Genomic DNA, 18,704 nt, shown 5'->3' on the forward strand with positions numbered 1-18,704 from the left:
CTATAGCTAGTTGGTTAGAAAAAACAGTATTTATTCCCGAGCTATCTAGAGCTATCTAGGCAGTGTTTTAAAACCTTTTGATCCTCCCAGCCCCCTATACCCGTGCAGGGATGAACCTTCGGCCTAGAACAAAGGCAAAGCCCGTGCCCCAGCACATACCGACAAGAAGTAGACAAGAAGTGGCTTGAAGTCTCCCTTAATGGCAACTGCGGCATACCCTGCGGGAAGCAAGCAACAAGAGAGGGGGGTTCGAAAGGCTACTGCAATGACAAAAGGGTTTTAAAACACGCCCTAGGTTGTAAGCATTAGCAGAAAATCGTTAACAAAAAGAGGTTATCATGATTAGCTTAGATGTTTATACTCTCGAAGTCCTTCCAGGCACTCGTAATCATAAAGGGTATTTTGTTCAAGACACGGCCTACAGGCTAATTGCAATTGACCAAGCTGGCTGGGCATTGATCTGCATGGATGAAATGAGTTGCCACTATGTAGACCCTGACAACCTGCGCGAGATGGTTGCTCCTGTCGATGATTAAAGTTTTCCAGTCTCAGTAGAGATTGAGAAGAGCAACTACATGCCTTTCTCGCTTGGCAGAATGAAGAGATCAACGTATTCCCCAATTCCCAAACCAATGATGGCAACCGTGATCAGCACGCTCCATAGGTAGCGCTTCCGCATCGTCAAAGCTTGGATCTCTTGCCAAGCTAACAAAGTAGTTAGCATTGGAATGACCATTAGAGGAACCAACATTGGAAATATGGCGATTAAGGCAGTAAGTATACTAATGGTGAGGGCAATCAGCAAGACCTGGGGTAAATAACCAAAGAGTCCTTCAAACCACGGAGTACTGCTCCAAGCAAACGCCACAGCCGCAACAGCAATCAAAATTCCTATAAATAGAAAAATGTAATAAGCCGACAACTGCCATCCGACTAGAGCATAGGACAACCAAAGCAAACCGAGAGACAGCAGTGGCATTGTAGGGAAGGTTTGGGTTTTGATCTTGAAGTTATTACTATCCATCGGTGCCTCAGAAGCTAAAAATTATCGTGAGAATGTCAGCTGACGTAATTCAGTCTATGATTCAATCCTGGTGAGAATTATCAGATTGGCTGCTCCAGAACGGCAGTTGATTCACCTGCTCTAGCGTCAGCTCTACATAGGCCATTTGGCTAGAGGGTTCGGTAGCAGTGCCGAAATAGCCCTCTGGTCCATCGTGGGTATGGGGACCGCTGATCTGAGTCCTATAACGACCTTCTCGGCGGGCACGGTTAATCGGAGAACCAACAGTCCAACTCCAGCGGGATGGAAACAAAATGCGGGGAATATCTTCAACCCAGTCGCGTTTTCCCTGCAGATGATAGACTGCCTCTGCCTCTGCAAATCCGGCTTCACCATCAAATGCACCCCCTGCCGATATGACAATCAACCGCGCATTCAGCCAGTCTTCTAAGAAAGGAACGGCTCCCAATGCCACTTGTGCTCCACCGCTGGTGCCAATCAAAATCACCTGCAAGGGTTCGGCTGTTGAAATCGGATGGGCGGCATTCATGCGATCCACAATCGCATCGGCAATGCCCTGATTATAAACCTTGCCATAGCGGTCGTCTGCCGAAATCGCAAAGCGCCAGAGATTGCGAATCTTGATCAGCACGTCGGCCTCCTTGAGCCAGCCTTCGGCATGTTCAGCCGCATCCCAAAGCGGAGCCAAAAACCGATCTCCAGCTAGGTCTTTGTTAGCTGCTGAATAGGGAAAGACATCACGGACCGTGACACAATTGGGACGAAGCTGCTCCAGACGATCTAAGAAGAATTCTTCTCCGGGCGTCAGCTGATCCACCGAGTAATCGCCTACTCCTGTCAAAAATACAACATAACAATTGATAGAATGCGCTGTTGTTTTTGGAGGATTGCGCTCAGGTAGACGCTGTTGCCGCTTGAAACCAAGGGACTCGGAGCTTTGGTTGAGCCACCAGACTAGAGTTCCCACGGGTGCTAGCATTCCCCAGAGTAGTACTAGAAATCCAGCTAGCAATACTAGGTTCCAGGTGCTGCTCCGCAGCCAAGCCAGCATTTGCGAGAACAATCTCAACATACTATAAATAGAAAAAGAAATAGAAAAAGTAAAAGCAGTAAAAGTAAAATTGCAGCAAAAGATACTGTGGAGTTTATCGAACCAGAGGTTGCTATATCCTGTCATCCTTCATGAGTCGTAATTTTACCCATTCCAAGCAGCCAGACGCTTCTGTTAGCGTTAAAACGACGCTTCGCCATGCCTTAGCGCTAAATGCCCACTTTTATGATGATGCTCACTGCATTCCTCACAGTCGTCGCCTTGCCCGTCGGATTGTAGTTTTGGCTGCTATCTCCCAAGCTGCCGGCAGCTTGGTGATTTTGCTGCTGAATCGAGCTAGTCCGCCACTGCTGCTGTTTGGGACATTATTAAACGGTTTCAGCGTGGCTGCTGGTTACTACCTGTGGACTTTTGCCATCTGGAAGATTGGACAATGGCTGAAACCAATCGATCCCACCTATAATGATTTGCTCAGCCCGATTGGGTTTGCCTATGCGCCCCAGGTTTTCAATTTTCTCACTCTAATTCCCTTGCTTGGCCGACCGATTGGGCTGGTTCTGGCGGTCTGGAGTTTGCTAGCGGTGGTAGTCGCTATTCGGGAAGGATTGGATATCAACACTCGCAGCGCTGTCGTGATTAGCCTTTTGTCCTGGGTGCCTTTACAAGTTGGAATTGGTGCAATCCAACTGTTGGTCCAGTAGCTTTGCTTGAGATCGGAACAATTCGCCACCTTAGATAGACGACAGATTGTAGCATCCCAGCGAAATTTCAAATAGGAGAAGGGCCAGAGGACCCCTAAACCCCAATGGATAAACCAACCGCAGATCAATCTTGGAATCACTTGTGGAATCAACTCAGTAATGCCAAGCTTGTTCGCTATCTGTTGCTGTTTGCTTTAGCTTGGGCCATTGTTCAGGTGCTGGCCTATTTTGAAACGGTTCTGATTATCTTTATTTTTGCTGCCATCCTGGCCTTTTTGCTCAGCTATCCGGTGCAGTGGGCGTCGCGCCATATGCCCCACTGGCTGGCGGTGATGATTGTGTTTCTGCTCAGCCTGTTGGTTTTGGGTGGTTTGATTGCCACCCTAGGCTTGACGATTCTCTCGCAGGCGCAGCAGCTTCTAGAGCAGGTGCCCCAACTATTTAACTTTGCCATCGAACGGTTGGACGATCTCCAGTCGCTGTTAAAACGCTGGAACTTTAATGTTGATTTCAGCACCGTTGAGGCCCAACTGCGAGAGCAGGCGCTTTCGACGCTTGGCGTTGGCTTTGCAACGCTACAAAACCTGCTGTTCAGCCTCCTAGATTTGATTTTGATTGCGGTCGTAGCGTTTTTTATGCTGCTAGACGGAGAGCGGCTATGGAAGTTTGTGGTGCGCATCTTCCCACCCCATATGCGGCAGGACGTAACTGTGGCAATTCAAAAAAACTTTCTCGGCTTTTTCTGGGGACGCTTATTGCTGTCGGTCTTCTTTGGGATCTCGGCGTTTCTAGTATTTGTACTGTTGGATATTCCCTATGCTGTAGTTATGGCGGCCATTGTAGGTGTATTTGATTTGATTCCAGGAATTGGTGCAACGCTGGGCATTAGTTTGGTCTGTCTGATTATTTTACCTCAAGGCATCTGGCTCAGTTTGAAGGTACTAGTGGGTTGTATTTTGTTGCAGCAGATCGAAGAAAATCTACTGATGCCCCGAATTATGCAGGGGTCGATCAATATGAATCCGGTTGTGATGTTTTTTGCTCTTTTAGTAGGCGCTAGGATCGCGGGACTCGTGGGCGTGTTTTTGTCAATTCCTATCGCTGGCGTATTGATTAGCCTATTTGATATTGATGCTATGCGGGGCGAAGCCGAATTAGAGGAGTCCGCATGTCAAGACAAGACCTAGGTTTAGACACAAGCCTAAGCAGACTCCTGCCATTTGTCGAGGATATCTTTGAACAGGGCTTCTTCAATCCAAATTTTAGCAACTACCGCTAATGGTAGAGCCATAACTAGTCCCAGTGCTCCGAAGAAAGTAGTAAAGAAGAGTTGGGACGTTAATGTAATAGCTGGCAACAGAGATACCTGATTAGCCATCACAGTCGGGGTAAGCCAATAGCTCTCGATATTTTGAATCACAATGTAAAGAATTAGCACGGCAAGGGCCTTCCACGGGGCATCCAGAAATCCAATCGTCATCGGCAGCACTACACTCAATGTGGGGCCAATATTGGGGATGAAATTCAGCAATCCCGCTAAAACCGCATGGGCTAGGGTTAATGGCACCCGTAACAGCCATAATCCTAAGCCACTTAAGGTCGCAATAAAAACCATTTCAATTAGTGCACCTGTGGTCCATGCACCTAGTCCATCAGCACAGCGAGTCAGAATTTCATCGACACGATGGCGGTAAAACGATGGGAAAAACCGGATGAATACCTGTCGGTAGGGCTGCGGATTGGCCAACAACATCAACGTCAATACGAGCACTAGCAGCAACTGGGCTAGGAATGTAATTGAAGTAGAAAAGAAATCAAGCATGCGTTGCAGGAGATTGGCCCCCAGCGGTTGAATTTGCCGAATCAACCCGGTGGCATCGGGAATCTCTGGCAATCTAGGACCGAAGCGATCTTCTAACCAATTAATGCCCAATTGAATTTGTTCTAACCCAAGCGGCAACAGGGCGATCAGGTCCTGAAACTGCTCGATGAAAGGTGGCACGATCAGCAGAAAAATGAAGATAAAAACACCACCGACTATTGCCAGACTCAACAGAACTGCGCCGGTCCGCTTTAATCGCGAGCGTTGAAATCGCTGAACTAGATGGTTGATCGCAGTTGCTAGTACAATTGCTGTAAACACGAGCAGCAACAGTTGGCGAATTCGCCACATAACGTAGAGCGAAACTATCAGCGCGATAATTCCCAACCATTGCCCCATTTTCATATCAATTCTTGGCGGCTATTCTTTACAGTTGCGTTGATGGCAGAAGGGTAATTACAAAAGTCACTCACCATCATAATATGCCAATTTGATTGCTTAAGCATTGTCACTTTTTAGTCACCTTTGCTGTTCAAACTGTAAGTAAATTGATAAACAAATAAAATCTGCTTTCCTAAGCATTACGATCTCTTTCCAATGGAGGAAGACAATCAGCATGACATCATTATTTGCTTAGGATACGTTTGCTTAGATTTGCTTAGAATACATCACCGTGACGTTGAAGACATGTTGCGCCCAATTCTGGCTATCCACTCAGCCAATCAATCAATTCATATCAGGTATCCGATTAGGTATCTGAGAAGTTTAGCCAGCACTGCTGATCCGGCGGCCAATAACCCATCGCTAAATTATTAATCAACGCTGGCTCCTGACTCCCGTCGGCTGACGCTCTGGGAAGCCTGACTCCTGACTCCAACTAACGATCAAGAACCGCTCAACTAACCGAGGTAAATTATGGATTGGCAAGCAATATTCCACTGGGTCTATGTTGCTGGCATGGCGATCGGAGCCTTACATTTTTGGGCACTCAGTCGCGATCCGCGGGGTGTACCACAGTATGAGTATTTGGTGGCTATCTTTATTCCGATTTGGTCTGGTTTGGCTTACATGGCCATGGCGATCGATCAAGGTAAGGTAGAGGCGGCTGGTCAAATTGCTCATTACGCTCGCTACATCGATTGGATTGTGACCACACCCCTGTTGCTGCTAGCCCTATCTTGGACGGCGATGCAGTTTATCAAAAAAGACTGGACGCTGATCGGTTTCCTCATGAGTACCCAAGTGGTGGTAATTACGACTGGACTGATTGCCGATTTATCGGAACGCGATTGGGTGAGATACCTCTGGTACATTTGCGGCGTGGTTGCCTTTTTAATCGTGCTATGGGGTATCTGGGGTCCGCTACGCCAGAAAAGTAAAAGCCAAGGTCCAGAATTAGCAGAACTGCACGACCGATTAACGATTTATTTCACCGTATTGTGGATTGGTTATCCGATTGTTTGGCTGATTGGTCCTTCCGGCTTTGGCTGGATTGATCAAACCCTCGATACGTTTCTGTTTTGTCTGCTGCCGTTTTTCTCCAAAGTTGGCTTTAGCTTTCTAGACCTACATGGTTTACGCAGTCTTCAGGGCCTGCGGCAGCCAACGGTGGCTGATCAAGTCGTGAGCAGAACATTTCAATTGATTGATCGAATAGCAGGACGTCAATCCTCTCGCACTGCCCGCCGCCGCGCTTCCTATCTTCCGGGCGAAACGCGATAAGTCACCGGATAAGTCAGATGATAATTCACTCGGTGATAAGCCAATTAGCTAACTGCACAGTAGACAATAATGTAAGGTAGTATGCAGAATCTCTGGTACAAAAACGCAATTGTTTATTCCCTGGATGTGGAAACATTTATGGATGCCAACGGTGATGGTATCGGTGATTTTCCAGGCTTGACCCACCGGCTCGACTATCTATCTGGCTTGGGGGTGACTTGTCTATGGCTACATCCCTTTTATCCGTCTCCTAACCGAGATGACGGCTATGACGTGATGGATTACTACAATGTTGATCCCCGCCTAGGCAGCCTGGGAGATTTTGTAGACTTCATGCATGAAGCAAGGGAACGCGGCATCCGAGTTTTGATTGATCTAGTAGTAAATCACACCTCGATTCAACACCCGTGGTTTCAGGCAGCACGGGCGGATGAAAATTCTCCCTATCGGGATTACTATATCTGGTCAACCGATCCACCTCCTACCGATCCAGCAGAATTGGTGTTTCCTGATGTAGAAGACAGCATCTGGGAATACGATGAAAAAGCTGGAATGTATTATTTGCATCACTTTTATAAGGAACAGCCCGACCTCAATCTCTCAAATCCGGTAGTGCGCGATGAAATTCGCAAGATCATTCAATTCTGGCTAGAGTTGGGTGTGTCAGGGTTTCGAGTTGATGCAGTGCCCTACTTTATCAAGAATGTTGAGGTATTGACCGAACAGTATGACTTAGAGAATTTTATAGAAGACCTGCGTCATTACGTTACTTCGTGCAATACCGAAGCGGTGCTGCTGGCCGAAGCTAATGTAGACTCTCAGTCGTTTCCAATATATTTTGGAGACGGCAACCGCATGCATATGCTGTTCAGCTTTTTTGTCAATCAAAAGAAATTTTTGGCCCTAGCACGTCAAGACGCAACTCCCCTAATTGAGGGGCTTAAACAGTTGCCTGGAATTCCGCGAGCTGGGCAGTGGCTCAATTTCGTGCGTCATCACGATGAGCTAACACTAGATCAACTCAGTGATGCTGAACGCAATGAAGTGTTTCAAGCCTTTGCCCCCGAAAAACACATGCAAATTTATGGGCGCGGGATTCGGCGGCGCTTACCGCCCATGATGGATGGTGAATCGGGAGATGAACAACGCGAACGGCGGCGGATTGAACTGATCTATAGTTTGCTGTTCACCCTGCCGGGAATTCCGCTGATCCGTTATGGGGAAGAAATTGGCATGGGCGATGATCTATCGCTGCCAGATCGCAACAGTGTGCGCACTCCGATGCAGTGGGCCGATGAACCGAACGGAGGCTTCTCAACGGCATCTCCGGAGCGGTTATCTAAGCCAGTCATCTCTGAAGGTAAATACGGCTACCAGCAGGTCAATGTTGCTGCTCAACAGCGAGATCCAGATTCGCTATTGAATTGGTTTGACCGTGTGATTCGGATGCGCAAACAATGTCCAGAGTTTGGCCGAGGCGAGTGGAAAATCTTGGATACCGACCAATCCAGCGTGTTTGCTCACTGCTGCGAGTGGCAAGGAAAAACCGTGGTGGCTGTGCATAATCTAGCGGATCAAGACTGCACCGTCACATTCAGATCCAACCCATACAGGCGTCTAACCGATCTATTTGGGAACCGGCAGTATGAATCTTTGCAGACATCCCAGTCCATTGCCCTCGAACCCTATGGCTACCGCTGGTTTAGGGTTGAGGAAAAAGATTAAGATTGACTTCAAGGATTTGACCCTGATTGACTGACAAATCTTTTGGCTATGGCGGTTAAAACCGCTGCTATATCAACCAGTCAGCGACTCGGCTGAGCTTCATCGAACGCCCTGTGCTGATTATTCTGACTAGTTGAATGACTCGCGTAGGCGGGTTGAGCCTGCATAGGCGCGGCTTGAGCCGCCAGCATCAGAGTTTTGTCAGTCAATCAAAGATTTGTAAATTCATCTTGAATGTCCTGAAGTTGGCCAGTTGTCCTGAAGCTCTTGGTTGCTTGTTTTACAAGAGTTCAGGTTGATTCAAAATCGGTTTTGCTTCGGGACAAGCCCTAATTATAAATTCGAACTTAAAGCCCCTATTTATGATATACCCTGAAAACTGGACAGAGAGATAAGATAGAGTCGCTGCTCAAAGACCTCGTAAGACTATGGAAACCAATACATTATGCAGCGCAAACAACCCAGTGCCGAGTTCCTCCGTTCTATGATATTCGCCGGATGACTACTTGGTTGCGGAGGCAAGGAGAATTGGTCAACCACAAATACACTTCATTCCTATCTAACAACCATAGACAAGACTAAGAAAGCAAATAAAAACTTTTCAAACTTGAATGCTGTAGCCCTGCGATGATTTTACTTTTGCAGATGAATTAACTTGCTCATGTGTTCATGCAACGGTGTTTGCACATTTGTGCAAAGAACTCCTCCAACCTTGACAACGAATTTGCCACAAAGCAGTACTACTAATTCAGGCCCATTGATTTATTGTACTAATCAAACAGGCATAGCTTATGGAATATCTGTAGGTCTAATGCATGTGTTCCAACATCTACACTACCTTCACTCTGTGATAGCTATGGGTATATCGACCCAAGAGCCTCAAAAATCATTTGAGCAATGCTGGTTAGAGGTACGTGCCCGAGTTCTAGCTTTTTGCCATCGACTGATGCAGAACCAGAATGATGCGGAGGATTTGTTTCAAGAAGTTGCTATACGTGCTTGGCGAGGCTACAGTAGCTTTCGTGGAGAATCCTCTTTCTCGACTTGGGTGCTAACCATTGTCCGACGAGAAGCGACCCGACGTTTGAAGCACTCAAAACATTTGCTGCCCTTGCTTCAGCCTGAAACCATACCGGAACCAGAACCAGACGATCCCGTTGATACAAGTTTTGTGATTCGAGCGATTAAAGAAGCTGAGCAAATGCATATCCTGAATCCCGATGAAGCAGAAGTACTTCAGATGAGATTGCAAAATTCTGAGTTGACTTGGCGTGAGCTAGGAGATTCTCTAAGATTATCAGCCAATGCCTGTGCTGTGAATCATACGCGAGCCTTACCGAAGCTAAGAGTTTATTTATTTATGTATCGACCTGAATGGCTTGGTGGTGATCTGGCGATCAGGACTGCGTTTGCTCAGGCGCAGAGGGTGATCCAATCTCCTTTGAGCAGGGAGGAAACAGAAGTATTTGAACAGATTGTCTTACGTCAGAATCATAATTATTCTCGTTCGGGTTGGAAAACAAGACTTTCCTCAGCCTGTACCAAGGTGATTCGGTTTATTCATTTAGATTAGGTAGATAGAAACCCATGTCCCAGCTTCCCTACCAATTCCCTGACTTGCCTGACTTGCCGGAGTTCTCGCTCTTATATCAGCAACCGTCTAGACCAGTATCACTAACTCTGGTAAAAATTGATCAGCTACCAGTTGAACCATTAGATGCACCTGGAATTTGTACTTGGCTAGTTGATCTTTATGGCGGTGTACTCCCAGCCATGTCTCTTTTGCCACAGAGTACTTTACAAGATATAGAGGAATGGTTAGAAGGACAAGGCGTACCCGTGCATATTGAACAGGCTGCATCCCTGGAAGATCTGGCATTGTACATTGAGTCAGGTTGCTGTGCCCTACTTTTGCTGCAGGAGCCAAATCAGCCCTGTTTAGATAATTTTTTAGATAATTTTGCTATATCAATTGATGGTTTCTACACGCTTGCAGTTGCCTGGGGACTCGTGCGAGAAGGGATTGAGGCATCTCTTCAGGTGTATATGCTTGGCCCTACAAACTCCACCCTGCTTCATCCATCTAGCCTTGAGAAATTCTGGTTAGCTAGTGGAGGATGGATGATTGTCATGGATGTGACTTTGCCACTTGACCAAAAATTGTCTGCGTCAAGTACAGAAAATTTGTAATGATTTTGCCACTACAGGTTCTAAAGAAGTAGAGCACTGGAAAATAAACCTTTTGCCCAAAGCCCTTCCTCAAGGAAAAATCAATGAATGACTGAGATATTGTAATTCGTAATACTGATGTGAGTCAGTGATGTGCGTCAGAAAAATCTAACCTGCTAAATCTAAACTATTAAATCTAGACACTGCCTAGGTTGATGATATCTGATGTCCAGATATTTTTAGAGAATTGGTATTAGAAGGTTCGCCAAAAAATCGATCACAATCAGGAGAAAATAACTGATATGACTCCAACAAATATAACTCCGACAAAACAGTGGATCAAGAGTCGAGAACTGGGACGGCATCATAGCCTTGATGCTCTACGGAGAACTGACATTCCAAGCGGCTATCTCTTGTCTTTACCTCTGCCAACCCATCGATGTGGCCGACCGGCCTATGCATTTTTCGCTAGCGCCGTCTCGCGTCATCCTGGGCAGCCGCTCCAGCAACAGATTCCTGACCGTTGGTTGGCAATCGATGCCGTTACAGGCCATCTGCTCGTGTATGCTCTCACAACTGTCTTTCCGTTTGGAGATACTTCCACGTGGAATACGGTAACGATTGCTCCTTCCCCGCTGCAAAATGAAGCCTATAGGCTAAGTGAGCAAACACTGGATCAGATGGATCGTCTCAGCTCAGACTTTTTCGAGGGACGAATAACTGAGATGCAGGAGCGGCGTTGGATGTTGGAGTTACTACAAACCCTGTCAGCGCATCAACTTCTGCCCCAATATCGAGCATTGGCTCCAGATTTTTTCCAGTGGCTAGAGAGTTAGCTGCGCGTAAGCATAATGGGCCATGTTGTCATCGCAATTGTATACCAGATCCAATCAAATTTCAATTCATGTGGAGGGTTTATGCAATCATTTGAACGTTTCGACTCATCGGATCAAAGCAGAGAAACCGGAGAAATGATCAATGCAACGTTAGATTTGCCTGCTCCTAGACAAGAGATGCTTTCTGACGGCAGTCAAGCAGTAGTTAGTGGTGATCCGGCTAGCTGGGAAGGAGTGGTTCACCGTCAGGGTGACAACAGCCAGGGCTATCTCAATACCTGCGGTGTGGTTAGTTGTGAACAGATTATTAAACGGTTTGGCGTAGACGTAACAGAATCGCAATTACTCGATTATGCAATTACTCAAGGGTATTGTGATGTCTCAGGTCAGGGATATGTCAGTCTGGCCGATCAGGTGGGGATTTTGCATGACTATGGAGTTCCGTGTCATACCGATCATAACGGTACCTTAGAGTCATTGGCCGACGACATTGAAAATGGATGCGCTGTTGCTCTGGCGGTAAATAGCGCGAGTCTCTATGGCTATGCTGGATGGGAAGGAACGGATCACATGATTGTTCCGACTGGTGTGGCGCGAGATTCTCAATCGGGTGAAATCAGAGGTTTCTTTTACAACGACTCATTAACTGGAGAGTCTGCCTATGTCACTGCGGAACTTTTGCAATCCGCTTGGGTTGAACAGGGCGGTGACAGCATCGTGACTGAAGGAGTTGATATGCGGGATGTAGAGCGCACGCTTGGATCCTGGATTTGGACTTCTGCACAGGGATGGATTTATGTCTAATCGATCAACCACTCAATCAGTGAAGTATTTCAAGATTGAACAGAGGAGGTGAACACGAACGTGAAATTGACCCCAGGGGAAAAATTACAGTCTAATGGATTCAAACCCAGCGCTTTTCCGCCTGTCAAACACGAACATCAGCTATCCGCCTTCTATGCGTTCATGCGGTGTGTCAGCCCATTGGTTTATGATCAGCGCTTGGATGTCTGGGCCGTCTACGACTATGCAACTGCACGCAGAATTCTCACAGACACCGCTCATTTTTCTTCGGATCTTTCCCGCGTGCGGTTTCCTCGCTTTTTGCATAAGGATCTGCATCTCAGCATTTTACACAAAGACCCTCCAATTCATACAGCTTTACGTGGAAGTGTTCAGCGTTTTTTTACGCCGTCATTCCTTGCTGGTTTTACTGGATTTATCGATACGTTTGTTCAAAAATGCCTTGAACGGTCCACTGATCGCGGTTATTGCGACATTGTAGAGCATGTTGCTTCTCCACTAGCGCTCACTTGTGCTCTGATGTTGCTGGGTTTCCCAGAAGCAGAATGGCCACAAATTGGGCGATGGTGGAGTCTTAGAAAAGCCCACTCCCGGACTAGGCAGCAATACACGAGTCTGTTCTCTGAGCTTTGGTCCGCCGATTTCGATATTTACCTGCGATCAAAAATCGACGAAAAATTCCACCAGCCTGGAGATGATGTTTTAAGTGCCATCATTCAAACGCACCTTAATTCAGTGCCTCTCAATGAGCAAGAAATTATCGAGTTCGTCATCCTGATTCTAGTGGCATCTCAAGATACAACAGCTCAACTTGTTGCAAATTCCGTTCTTTGTCTTTTGCAGTATGAGGACGTGCGGAACAAGCTGAGCCGCGATTTAGGACTGCTCAAGCCATTCCTAGAGGAAGTACTGCGATATACCTCTCCGGTTCAAGGTGTTTCGCGGGTTCCAACCTGTGATGTTGCGATCGATCGGGCTATCCTGCACGCAGGTCAAGAAGTCATTGTCTGGATTGGTTCGGCCAACCGCGATGAAAGTATCTTTGAGAGAGCAGCAGAATTTGATCTTGATCGCAAGCCTAACCCGCATCTAGCGTTCGGGATGGGAATCCATTATTGCTTAGGAGCGGCGTTAAGTTCTCTAGCTACACAGGCTGTTTTAAGGCAACTCCTCCAATCTTTTCCTCATTTTCAGCTAGCGAATCAGCCGCCTTTGCGGTGGTCATCTAATCCGTTTTTGTCTGGTCCAGCCCAGCTCCCTCTGCAATTGACAAAGTGAAGAGGTAATTAACTAAAAATTATCAACGTTAGATACAGAAAAGCTGTAATGGTTTTGCAAATGTAGACTCTAAAAGAGTAGAACACTAGGAAACAAACCACTTGTCAACAAAGAATTGGAAATTCCTAGTCTGAAATTCATCTAAAAGGCTTCTTTTACACTAGTCAACTCTCAACATTTGGAGCTAACCATGTTTGGGCTTAAAGAAACAGATCCTCGTGTAGGGCGAGCATTGTCTCAATTGGAAGTTCGTTATGAGATCACATCAAACGGAGATTACAAAGTTATATTTGACCTTGGTAATGGTCGTAGTCAAGTTGGCTTTATCACATCTCGCACATTCGAGTTTGCAGAATCTGAATTGCGTGAAGTTTACTCAATCGGGCTTCGCTCGTTTGGTCCATTTAACGTAAATGTTGCTAATGCCTTATTGGAGTACAACGAACAGCTCAAGATAGGGGCATGGGGCGTTGTTAAAGATGCTCAAGATAATTATCTTGCCATTTTTACTGCTAAAGTTGCTGCCAACCTAAGCGGACAAGATCTGATGTCTGTCATTGCTGCCGTTCTTAAAAGTGCAGATGAAGTAGAGAGAGAATTAGGCATTGGCGATGTCTTTTAGCATCAATCTCTTTCCTATGAGAAAAACCAATGAATGACTGGAACTTCCCAAGGGAGAGTAGAGAGGTTCTTTTACCTCTAGAAGTCAAACCTGCAGAAGGTTACTTAGAAATCCTCCCAAATGGACATGAGGCTGTAATCTTCGGAGATCCCAAGAGTGCCACTGAGGGATTTCATCAACAAGGGGATAATCCTTTTGGGATGCGAGGAACTTGTGGACTGGTTTCAGTAGAAGATATTTTGAGGCAATTGGGATATCAAGTAACAGAAACGGATCTGGTCAGTTATGCCGTTCGGAATCAATTGTGTACTATCGAGGGAACGCCTGATGTTCAGGGAGGAACGACCCAAATTGATCAGGCCCGTATTCTCAATGATTTTGGTGTACCGGCAGAGGCCAAGATTTTACTCAACTGCGAAGACTTAGCCAGCTATATCGAGGCCGGAGAGAAAGTGATTGTTGGAGTGAATGGAGGTGTGTTGTGGAATGTACCTGAGGCGTTTGAATTCGGTCAGGCCAATCACGCCGTCACTGTGACTGGTGTAGCTAGAAATCCCCAGACTGCGGATTTACTCGGTTTCTTCATCAATGATAGTGGCAGTGGAGAAGCGGGTCGGTTTGTTGACTTAAACACTTGGCAATGGTCGTGGGAAAATCGGGGCGGTTTAGGTATTGTGACAAACCTTGCCTAACTGTATAGCCAAAATTATTACAGGCTGCCTACAGCGCTGAGATGGCGGGTTTTGATAGTTGTTTTTGCAGGCATCGAGAGGAAGCATAAGCATGACCACTGACTTTTTATCGTATTCAGAAATTCAGCGTCGTTTGCATACCCACTACTTGCGTCAATATGAGATTCCCATCGAACACTTTGTCTCACTGCCTCTGCCCACAAAGCGATTAGGGGATCCAGGCTATGCAGGATTTGCTGCGCCAGCTGTGCGACACCCCCAAATCTCGCTGAAGGTTGCTCCTCCAGACCGCTGGTGGATGATCAGCGCAACCAGCGGCCGCCTGATGCTCTACGCACTACAAAAAGCCTATTCGTTCGCTCCCGATCAGGACTGGGAAATGGTGCAGGTTGATACTCTCCCACTCAGTGTAGCCGAACGGGAAGCAGGCATGAACACCCTAGCGAATTTTCTGGATGCCCTAGCGATTGACTTTTTTACGGCAGCTCGTAGCGACAACAGCACCCGTAAAGCTTGCTTGGAAGTTTTAGAAACCTACATTGGCTCTAGCCTGCTCCCATTATTTCGCGCCTTGACACCTGACTTCTTTATATGGCTTGAGGAAAAATCATGAACGATATTTTAACGTTATCGATAAACGAATTGAATATGCTGGCGAGAAAGCATCACTGGAACGATTTTATCCAGTTCAATCAAAGTTGGGCAAACGAATCTACTCCGCTGGTGGTACTAACGGTGCCCGGTGTAGAGCCTTCGCCATTGCAAAGATGGCTAGAGCAAAATCTACCAGAACAGTCATTCCGATGGCAAGCATTACAGAGTGAGGCCGGACTAGAAGTCTTGCTTGCCCCGAAGTTGCTCGTGGTCTTTGCTTGTGATCGGTTGATTAGCGCTACAGAAATGGACGCGGTCGCTAAGGTGTGCGGGAACCGCCCTCATGGTTCCAATGCCTTTCTATTTGCTCATCCAGAACGGTTATCTGACGCGGCCGCTCTCGACCAGCTTGATAAGAGAATCTGGAATCTGTTTAGCGATCTCCAGGGTAACTGGAAACTGGTCAACTTGAATGAATTTTCCTGTTTTCTTTGGAGTGGCACTGAGCCAGTACCAGAATGGCTTCAGTCTAGACTAACCAGAGACACAGATGCCCTCCTTGACCTACTCAAACGTCCGATTGACGAATCTTTCAATCTGTACCGCGCGTTATCGCTGTTAGCAATTGCTGAGCAACGACTAGCTGCATCTGATGCAGCGGATCAAGTCTCTGCTAGTCAGGATGTTGAGCGATTAATTCAGTCCCTTGCTGGGGCTAAACGGCATCTAGCAGAATGGCTACAGGAGGATGCCAAACTGCAAGAGCAGAGGGTACAGGTATGGTTTGACCAATTGGAGGGGCGTCTCCAACGCATTCTGGAGCATAATTTAGCAGGGCCAAGCATCAATGCGTCCTCGCTCACCACCGAGTTGCGTCAGGCGGTTAGGGATTGGGAACAGCAAGCGCTAATACCCTTCAGGCAATGGCCTAGCCAACGGCAAGAGCAGACTCTGCAATCTCTAAAGGGAATAGATTGGCGACGGATCCATGAATTAGTTGGTGAAGTCTTTTACCCTGACCAGTTGATTGCCATTTTTAAGCGGGAAAATCCATTGATTGTGGATTACTTGCATTTAGATCACCTGCCGCAGCAACACCCCATTCTTCTAGATTCTATGCTTCTAGCCGAACCCCTTTTGCTGGGTCTTGGTACTGCTATGACCACGGCTATTGTAACTAGCTTAGCTGGAGTTCCTCCCCTTGCTGTAGCGCTTGCCGGTCTCGCTGCTGGAGCCGGGATGTCGGTGTATCGGGATCAACAGCGACGCAGCCAAATGATGCAGGATGTGACCGCAAAAATGCATCAAGCGATCCAGGACGAGTATCGAAAATTTTCCAGAGTAATCCAGAACTATGCTGCAAAAACAGAGAGCAGCTTGAGGGAAACACTGGATCAACTTGCAGCAAAACTGTCGAAAGTGGCTAGTTCTCCTAGTTCCTATCACGAGTGCAATGATTATCAGCGAGTGACTGAATTACAGCAGATGCTCATGAACCAGATGCAGGGATTACCCCAAAAATAAATTCTATTCAGACCGCCTGAATTTACTTAAAGGAGATAACTCATGGAATGGAGTGAAGAATTTAAGCAAGCGTTTGATAATTTCAAAGCTGAGGCAAGAACTGCACTTGAGCAATTGATAACGATTGCGGAACAACTAAAGTTAGAGACGGTTGCCGCTGACCTAAACACCGCTAAACTGCGGCTATCTGAAGATGCCTTTGTCCTGATGCTGATGGGGATTTTTAACAGTGGCAAATCTACGCTGCTGAATGCCCTATTAGGCCAACCATTGGTGGAGATTCCAGACCTGACTGATGGAAAGGCACCGATGCCAATGGGAAAACTTCCTACTACAGCGGTGCTGACCAGTATCAAGTATGGGACAGACCCTAGCATCTATGCCTGGAACTTTGAAGGCAAGTGCATGGATGACTGGAACTTTCATCGCTATCTGAAGCAGGCCAAGGTCAAGGAAGATGAACAAGCGACTCGGGAGTTTTTCAGAAACATTCGGGAATTCGAGGTGCATTATCCTTGCCTTTTGACTGCCTCCGGGGTTGAATGTATGGATTCTCCTGGGACTGATGACCTGCCAGAACGCACTGCAATTACCCTGGAGGCAATCCCCCGTTGTGACGCTGCCATTGCCCTATTCAGGAGTGATTTCCTGGCCAATGAATCCAGTCGGAAGTTTTTTCATGATGCCCAAAAGACCGGACTTCGTATGTTCTGGGTTGTAAATCTGATGCATGATGATCGACCGGATTCCGATGATTATCCGATTGCTTTTCTGTGGAGCCGAATCATTGAGCTGACGTTGGGGGGACCCAAGTACACAGGACAGTCGCTGGAGGACTTTGCTCGCTACGATGTCTATTTTGTCAACGCGCAGAAGGCCCTAAAGGGACGTTTCTTGAATGATCAATCCCTGCTGCAAGAATCGGGAATCCTCTTGCTGGAAGAACGGTTAAGAGACTTTCTGCTGAGAGAGCGGATGATTGTTCATATTCAGCGACATGTAGAGCTGGGAGTCAATCGGGCTGATACATTGCGGCAAACAATCCATACCTTTAAGGGAGTAATCTCTGCGGATCAGCAAGAACTCATCAAAGCCAGAAAAGAACTTGAACCGAAACTAGCTGAGTTAAGGAGACGTGCAAAGAGTTTAGATCAGTTGATTGACCGATATCAGGAAGAAATTCTAAATGCTGTAGGTATCGAGTTTGATGCTTATGCGACTAGTTTGGCTGCTAAGCTTCCGGAAGTGTACGGCAAAAAAGAAATGAAAACCCTCAAGGGGCTTAATCCGGTTTGGCTACCTTTGCCAAATCATCAGGAAAAAGTGATGAACGAAGGCAAACAACTGCTTCAGGAGAGTTTGAGTGAGTTGGGTGAAGAATTCAGCACGCGCCTCCAGAGCCGAATTACAGATATCTTGGAACGAATGCACGAAGAGATTAAAGACCGCATCACCGAACTGAGCCAGGAATATAGCCAGTTGAGAGCTAAAATTCCAGGAACATCGCTTCAAATCAGTGGAGAAATGGTCAGCACTCTGGATCGGGTCTTATCCGCACTAGCGGGCCTGCTGCTATTAGATCCAGCCGGAATTATGTTCGGTTCGTCGTTGGGGTTTCGTGGGCTGCTTTCCACCCTCTTGGTTCAAGTTGCTGTGTGGGCTACAGCATTTGCTACAGGTAGCCTTGCTGTTCTCTATATTGCATGGCCAGCAGTCATTCTAGCCGCCATCTTTGCCGCTATCTTGGGACTGGAGGATCGGGTCAAAAAGTTTTTCGTTCGGGAATTCCTGAAGACTTATAACCTGAGTCGATCCGACATTAACAACAGAAGTAACCTCAAGTCTGAACAGCAGGAAGAACTTTACCAGGCTACTAGAGAGTACCAACGCCATAGACTGCTCGAAAATATTGAGTTGGAGTTGAACACAAAGACATTTCAGGAAGTTCGTAAACAAGTGAATGCATACATTGACGAAGAGGAAGGCATTATTCGCCAATCCATCGAAGAAGGCTTAAAGGACGAGGCTGAGAAAGCTCAGCGGTTGCATGAGTTCAGCCAACTTGAAGCCACGATAGCCTCAGCTAAATCTGACCTCAAAGATGTTTTGGTCAGGGTGAAGCAGCTCGGTTAATCAACTA

The 18,704-nt window shown here is 46.8% G+C and carries 18 protein-coding genes; 15 read left to right on the plus strand and 3 right to left on the minus strand.

The genetic code is table 11. The features are described from left to right. The first annotated feature begins 338 nt into the window (after positions 1-338). Positions 339-536 carry a hypothetical protein gene (locus HJG54_RS29760; protein ID WP_316436720.1) on the plus strand — a complete coding sequence of 66 codons (198 nt, stop codon included), beginning with the start codon at positions 339-341 and terminating at the stop codon, positions 534-536. A 35-nt stretch (positions 537-571) separates the two neighbouring features. Here the strand turns inward: HJG54_RS29760 and HJG54_RS29765 are convergent, their stop codons facing one another. Continuing rightward, entirely contained in the window at positions 572-1,024 is a 453-nt protein-coding gene (locus HJG54_RS29765; protein ID WP_316436721.1) for a hypothetical protein, read from the minus strand. A gap of 61 nt (positions 1,025-1,085) precedes the next feature. Continuing rightward, on the minus strand, positions 1,086-2,096 hold the full coding sequence (locus tag HJG54_RS29770) for a hypothetical protein (protein WP_316436723.1): 1,011 nt from the start codon (positions 2,094-2,096) through the stop codon (positions 1,086-1,088). 110 nt (positions 2,097-2,206) lie between these two features. On the opposite strand from HJG54_RS29770, the gene HJG54_RS29775 reads away from it, so the two are divergent. Both HJG54_RS29775 and HJG54_RS29780 read left to right on the plus strand, forming a co-directional pair. Next, positions 2,207-2,776, plus strand: a complete 570-nt coding sequence (locus HJG54_RS29775) for a Yip1 family protein (RefSeq protein ID WP_316436725.1) — start codon at positions 2,207-2,209, stop codon at positions 2,774-2,776. Positions 2,777-2,880: 104 nt separating this feature from the next. Further along, positions 2,881-3,963 carry an AI-2E family transporter gene (locus tag HJG54_RS29780; RefSeq protein WP_316436727.1) on the plus strand — a complete coding sequence of 361 codons (1,083 nt, stop codon included), beginning with the start codon at positions 2,881-2,883 and terminating at the stop codon, positions 3,961-3,963. Positions 3,964-3,977: 14 nt separating this feature from the next. On the opposite strand, the gene HJG54_RS29785 is transcribed toward HJG54_RS29780, so the two are convergent. Beyond that, positions 3,978-5,003, minus strand: coding sequence for an AI-2E family transporter (locus HJG54_RS29785; protein ID WP_316436728.1), 1,026 nt, complete (start codon positions 5,001-5,003; stop codon positions 3,978-3,980). 510 nt (positions 5,004-5,513) lie between these two features. Between HJG54_RS29785 and HJG54_RS29790 the strand changes: the two genes are divergently transcribed. From HJG54_RS29790 to HJG54_RS29845, 12 genes are all read left to right on the plus strand, one after another. Further along, positions 5,514-6,320 carry a bacteriorhodopsin gene (locus HJG54_RS29790; protein WP_316436729.1) on the plus strand — a complete coding sequence of 269 codons (807 nt, stop codon included), beginning with the start codon at positions 5,514-5,516 and terminating at the stop codon, positions 6,318-6,320. Positions 6,321-6,401: 81 nt separating this feature from the next. Beyond that, positions 6,402-8,045 carry an alpha-amylase family protein gene (locus HJG54_RS29795; protein ID WP_316436731.1) on the plus strand — a complete coding sequence of 548 codons (1,644 nt, stop codon included), beginning with the start codon at positions 6,402-6,404 and terminating at the stop codon, positions 8,043-8,045. Positions 8,046-8,901: 856 nt separating this feature from the next. After that, positions 8,902-9,618 (plus strand): RNA polymerase sigma factor, encoded by a 717-nt coding sequence (locus HJG54_RS29800; RefSeq protein ID WP_316436732.1) that lies wholly within the window; start codon positions 8,902-8,904, stop codon positions 9,616-9,618. 14 nt (positions 9,619-9,632) lie between these two features. After that, positions 9,633-10,235, plus strand: a complete 603-nt coding sequence (locus HJG54_RS29805; protein WP_316436733.1) for a hypothetical protein — start codon at positions 9,633-9,635, stop codon at positions 10,233-10,235. A gap of 281 nt (positions 10,236-10,516) precedes the next feature. Beyond that, the gene (locus HJG54_RS29810; protein ID WP_316436734.1) at positions 10,517-11,050 is read left to right on the plus strand and encodes a hypothetical protein; all 534 of its coding nucleotides are present in this window, start codon (positions 10,517-10,519) and stop codon (positions 11,048-11,050) included. 81 nt (positions 11,051-11,131) lie between these two features. Then, entirely contained in the window at positions 11,132-11,854 is a 723-nt protein-coding gene (locus tag HJG54_RS29815) for a hypothetical protein (protein WP_316436735.1), read from the plus strand. A gap of 60 nt (positions 11,855-11,914) precedes the next feature. Further along, entirely contained in the window at positions 11,915-13,132 is a 1,218-nt protein-coding gene (locus tag HJG54_RS29820) for a cytochrome P450 (RefSeq protein ID WP_316436736.1), read from the plus strand. A 190-nt stretch (positions 13,133-13,322) separates the two neighbouring features. After that, a complete protein-coding gene (locus HJG54_RS29825) occupies positions 13,323-13,754 on the plus strand; it encodes a hypothetical protein (protein ID WP_316436737.1) in 432 nt (143 codons plus the stop codon). A gap of 29 nt (positions 13,755-13,783) precedes the next feature. Then, a complete protein-coding gene (locus HJG54_RS29830) occupies positions 13,784-14,446 on the plus strand; it encodes a hypothetical protein (protein WP_316436738.1) in 663 nt (220 codons plus the stop codon). A gap of 91 nt (positions 14,447-14,537) precedes the next feature. Next, a complete protein-coding gene (locus tag HJG54_RS29835; RefSeq protein WP_316436739.1) occupies positions 14,538-15,059 on the plus strand; it encodes a hypothetical protein in 522 nt (173 codons plus the stop codon). Beyond that, the gene (locus tag HJG54_RS29840; protein ID WP_316436740.1) at positions 15,056-16,564 is read left to right on the plus strand and encodes a hypothetical protein; all 1,509 of its coding nucleotides are present in this window, start codon (positions 15,056-15,058) and stop codon (positions 16,562-16,564) included. The genes HJG54_RS29835 and HJG54_RS29840 overlap by 4 nt, the downstream gene beginning before the upstream one ends. 42 nt (positions 16,565-16,606) lie before the next feature. Further along, positions 16,607-18,697, plus strand: coding sequence for a dynamin family protein (locus HJG54_RS29845; protein WP_316436741.1), 2,091 nt, complete (start codon positions 16,607-16,609; stop codon positions 18,695-18,697). Positions 18,698-18,704: the final 7 nt, after the last annotated feature.

The sequence above is a fragment of the Leptolyngbya sp. NK1-12 genome (assembly GCF_032598965.1).
GTDB lineage: Bacteria > Cyanobacteriota > Cyanobacteriia > Elainellales > Elainellaceae > Elainella.

What these genes read in the sequence shown, in the direction of transcription:
- HJG54_RS29760 (WP_316436720.1), top strand. Translation starts at nt 339, where the DNA reads ATGATTAGCTTAGATGTTTATACTCTCGAAGTCCTTCCAGGCACTCGT.
- HJG54_RS29790 (WP_316436729.1), top strand. Translation starts at nt 5,514, where the DNA reads ATGGATTGGCAAGCAATATTCCACTGGGTCTATGTTGCTGGCATGGCG.
- HJG54_RS29765 (WP_316436721.1), bottom strand. Translation starts at nt 1,024, where the DNA reads ATGGATAGTAATAACTTCAAGATCAAAACCCAAACCTTCCCTACAATG.
- HJG54_RS29775 (WP_316436725.1), top strand. Translation starts at nt 2,207, where the DNA reads ATGAGTCGTAATTTTACCCATTCCAAGCAGCCAGACGCTTCTGTTAGC.
- HJG54_RS29770 (WP_316436723.1), bottom strand. Translation starts at nt 2,096, where the DNA reads ATGTTGAGATTGTTCTCGCAAATGCTGGCTTGGCTGCGGAGCAGCACC.
- HJG54_RS29810 (WP_316436734.1), top strand. Translation starts at nt 10,517, where the DNA reads ATGACTCCAACAAATATAACTCCGACAAAACAGTGGATCAAGAGTCGA.
- HJG54_RS29830 (WP_316436738.1), top strand. Translation starts at nt 13,784, where the DNA reads ATGAATGACTGGAACTTCCCAAGGGAGAGTAGAGAGGTTCTTTTACCT.
- HJG54_RS29780 (WP_316436727.1), top strand. Translation starts at nt 2,881, where the DNA reads ATGGATAAACCAACCGCAGATCAATCTTGGAATCACTTGTGGAATCAA.
- HJG54_RS29785 (WP_316436728.1), bottom strand. Translation starts at nt 5,003, where the DNA reads ATGAAAATGGGGCAATGGTTGGGAATTATCGCGCTGATAGTTTCGCTC.
- HJG54_RS29845 (WP_316436741.1), top strand. Translation starts at nt 16,607, where the DNA reads ATGGAATGGAGTGAAGAATTTAAGCAAGCGTTTGATAATTTCAAAGCT.
- HJG54_RS29800 (WP_316436732.1), top strand. Translation starts at nt 8,902, where the DNA reads ATGGGTATATCGACCCAAGAGCCTCAAAAATCATTTGAGCAATGCTGG.
- HJG54_RS29840 (WP_316436740.1), top strand. Translation starts at nt 15,056, where the DNA reads ATGAACGATATTTTAACGTTATCGATAAACGAATTGAATATGCTGGCG.
- HJG54_RS29795 (WP_316436731.1), top strand. Translation starts at nt 6,402, where the DNA reads ATGCAGAATCTCTGGTACAAAAACGCAATTGTTTATTCCCTGGATGTG.
- HJG54_RS29825 (WP_316436737.1), top strand. Translation starts at nt 13,323, where the DNA reads ATGTTTGGGCTTAAAGAAACAGATCCTCGTGTAGGGCGAGCATTGTCT.
- HJG54_RS29805 (WP_316436733.1), top strand. Translation starts at nt 9,633, where the DNA reads ATGTCCCAGCTTCCCTACCAATTCCCTGACTTGCCTGACTTGCCGGAG.
- HJG54_RS29815 (WP_316436735.1), top strand. Translation starts at nt 11,132, where the DNA reads ATGCAATCATTTGAACGTTTCGACTCATCGGATCAAAGCAGAGAAACC.
- HJG54_RS29835 (WP_316436739.1), top strand. Translation starts at nt 14,538, where the DNA reads ATGACCACTGACTTTTTATCGTATTCAGAAATTCAGCGTCGTTTGCAT.